Source organism: Nostocoides sp., assembly GCF_035343835.1.
GTDB classification, from domain to species: Bacteria; Actinomycetota; Actinomycetes; order Actinomycetales; family Dermatophilaceae; genus Nostocoides_A; species Nostocoides_A vanveenii.
Genome location: NZ_DAOQZV010000345.1, coordinates 1 through 2,417, shown reverse-complemented (window position 1 = coordinate 2,417; position 2,417 = coordinate 1). Strand labels below are relative to the sequence as shown.

The window sequence follows — 2,417 nt, the reverse complement described above, 5'->3', positions numbered from 1 at the left end:
CACGGGAACCGCGTAGATTGCTGCCACGTCATTGACTAGCGCGTGCGCTTCAGCGCGCCGCGACAGACTCGCACGGCATACGTCCGGCCGCAGGGGGCCCGGCAGAAAGAGAGAAGGCGCATGTCCGACCAGCCCGCGATCCAGGACGCCGTCCAGCCGCTCGCGCCACCGAATGCCACGTTGACGCTCGACGCGCCGCCGGCGATGCAGACCGTGCCGTCCACGGCAGCCCCGGCCATGGCCCCGGCCGTGCCGGCCGCCGCCGTCCCGATGCTGGATCAGAAGGTCGACGGTTTCCTGTCGGCCCTGATGACGGCCGAGACCAAATCCCCGGCCTATGAGGCCAAGGCCAGCGAGATGCGCACCATGGGTGACGATGACATCCGGCGCGCGGCCGAGTCGAGCAACCGCCTGCTGCAGAGCCCGGTCAAGGCCCTGCAGGAGGGTGGGCTCTCCCAGGGCAGCAAGGTCGGCAAGACCCTGCTGGAGCTGCGGCGCACCGTCGAGGAACTCGACCCGAGCCAGGCCCAGGGTGCCAAGAAGGTCCTGGGGATGATCCCCTTCGGCGACCGGATCACCGACTACTTCCGCAAGTATCAGAGCGCGCAGAGTCACCTCAACGGCATCCTGCACAGCCTGCGCAACGGCCAGGACGAGTTGCAGCGCGACAACGTCGCGTTGAATCTTGAGAAGCAGCAGCTCTGGGACTCGATGGGACGGCTCAACCAGTACGTCTATATCGCCGAGCGCCTCGACGCCAAGCTGGCCGCCCAGATCGCCACCCTTGACACGAGCGACCCGGCCAAGGCCAAGGCGCTGCGCGAGGACGTCCTGTTCTATGTCCGGCAGAAGCACCAGGACCTGCTGACCCAGCTGGCCGTGAGCATCCAGAACTACCTGGCGATCGACATCGTCATCAAGAACAACATCGAGCTGATCAAGGGTGTCGACCGGGCGACCACGACGACGATCAGCGCGCTGCGCACCGCCGTGATCGTGGCTCAGGCGCTCGGCAACCAGCAGCTCGTCCTGGACCAGATCACGGCGCTCAACACCACGACTTCCGGCCTGATCGAGCGCACCTCCGAGATGCTCAAGGACAACAGCATCCGGATCCAGGAGCAGGCGGCCAGCGCGACCATCGGCCTGCCGCAACTGCAGCGCGCCTTCCAGAACATCTACGCGACCATGGATGCCATCGACACCTTCAAGGTGCAGGCGCTCGACAATATGGCGGCCACCATCGGCACTCTCGAGGGCGAGGTCGCCAAGTCTCGCAGCTACCTCGACCGCGTCCAGCGCGCCGACACCCGCATCGCACAAGGCTCCCTGGACCTCGGCTCGCCGACCCAGAACTAGTCACGGGCGCGGCGGCGAAAGGTCTCGATGGGCATCGGGGAATGGTTCGGCTTCGGCAAGAAGAATGCCCCGGAGCCGATCATTGAGGTGCCCGCGGCGCCGACGAGCGACTCGCTGCTGGCCGCTCTCGACGCGGTCGAACAGCAGGCCCGCGACGGGGTCGTGCCACCGATGGTCATGGCGCGGCTGAAGCGCGTGACGAATATCGTGCGCCAGACCATTCCCCGGCTCGACAGCCTGGGTGCCAGCCAGAGCGCCTACAACGTGATGGCGACCGCGACTGACTACCTGCCGGGTGCCATCGGCGGCTATCTCAGGCTGCCGCGCGACTGGGCGGATTCGCGCCCGGTCGATCGCGGCAAGACCTCCTTGCTGATCCTCATCGATCAGCTCGACCTCCTCGGGGCCACGATGGACAAAGTCTTCGACGCCGTATGCCGCGCCGACGCCGAAGCGCTCGTCGTCCACGGCCGCTTCCTGCAGGAGAAATTCGGCGGCCCGGCCGGCGGCGGCCTGGCCATCGACCCGGCGACGGCGCTGCCGCCGATGCCCGCCCCCGCTGGGGCGACACCTCCTCCCGATGACCCGGATACCGGCGACTTGCCCATCGTGCACCGCGCCACCGACAACGCTCCGGCCAGCACAAATCCCGCCAACTCTCTCGAGCTGCCCGCGGCACCCACGCAGCCGGGCCGGTTGGCGCCACCGATCGGAAGAGATTCCTGATGACCACACCCGCCGAGACCCTCGCGGCCTCGCTGGATGCGCTCGTCGCTGCCGCCGAGGCAGCCGGCCGCCCCGGTGAGGAAGCCCGCGCCGAAGGCCTGCGCTTTGCCGCAGCCATCGCCGAATCCGCCCCCCGGGCAAGCCTCGACTGGGCCGCAGCGGCGGGGCTCGGCACCGACGATGCGTCCGCCGCGAACGCCGCCTTCTTCGAGGCGGCCTCGGCCGGACGCAAGTGGCGCCAGGCGCCGACCGCGGTGCTGAGCGACCAGGAATCCGACCGCCTGCTCAGAATGATCCGTGGCATCGCGGCGCAGGGCACCCTGGTCAACAAC

At 68.4% G+C, this 2,417-nt stretch carries 2 protein-coding genes and 1 pseudogene; all 3 read left to right on the top strand.

Annotation, left to right across the window (positions count from 1 at the left end; genetic code table 11):
- The first annotated feature begins 120 nt into the window (after positions 1-120).
- Positions 121-1,359, top strand: coding sequence for a toxic anion resistance protein (locus tag PKH97_RS15895; protein ID WP_324388587.1), 1,239 nt, complete (start codon positions 121-123; stop codon positions 1,357-1,359).
- A gap of 27 nt (positions 1,360-1,386) precedes the next feature.
- On the top strand, positions 1,387-2,085 hold the full coding sequence (locus PKH97_RS15890) for a hypothetical protein (protein WP_324388586.1): 699 nt from the start codon (positions 1,387-1,389) through the stop codon (positions 2,083-2,085).
- Positions 2,085-2,417 (top strand): annotated as a pseudogene (locus tag PKH97_RS15885) (hypothetical protein); the annotation flags it as partial. The gene PKH97_RS15890 and the pseudogene PKH97_RS15885, both read left to right, overlap by 1 nt.

Excerpts from the sequence above, each read along its gene's own strand:
- PKH97_RS15895 (WP_324388587.1), top strand. The coding sequence starts at position 121 with ATGTCCGACCAGCCCGCGATCCAGGACGCCGTCCAGCCGCTCGCGCCA.
- PKH97_RS15890 (WP_324388586.1), top strand. The coding sequence starts at position 1,387 with ATGGGCATCGGGGAATGGTTCGGCTTCGGCAAGAAGAATGCCCCGGAG.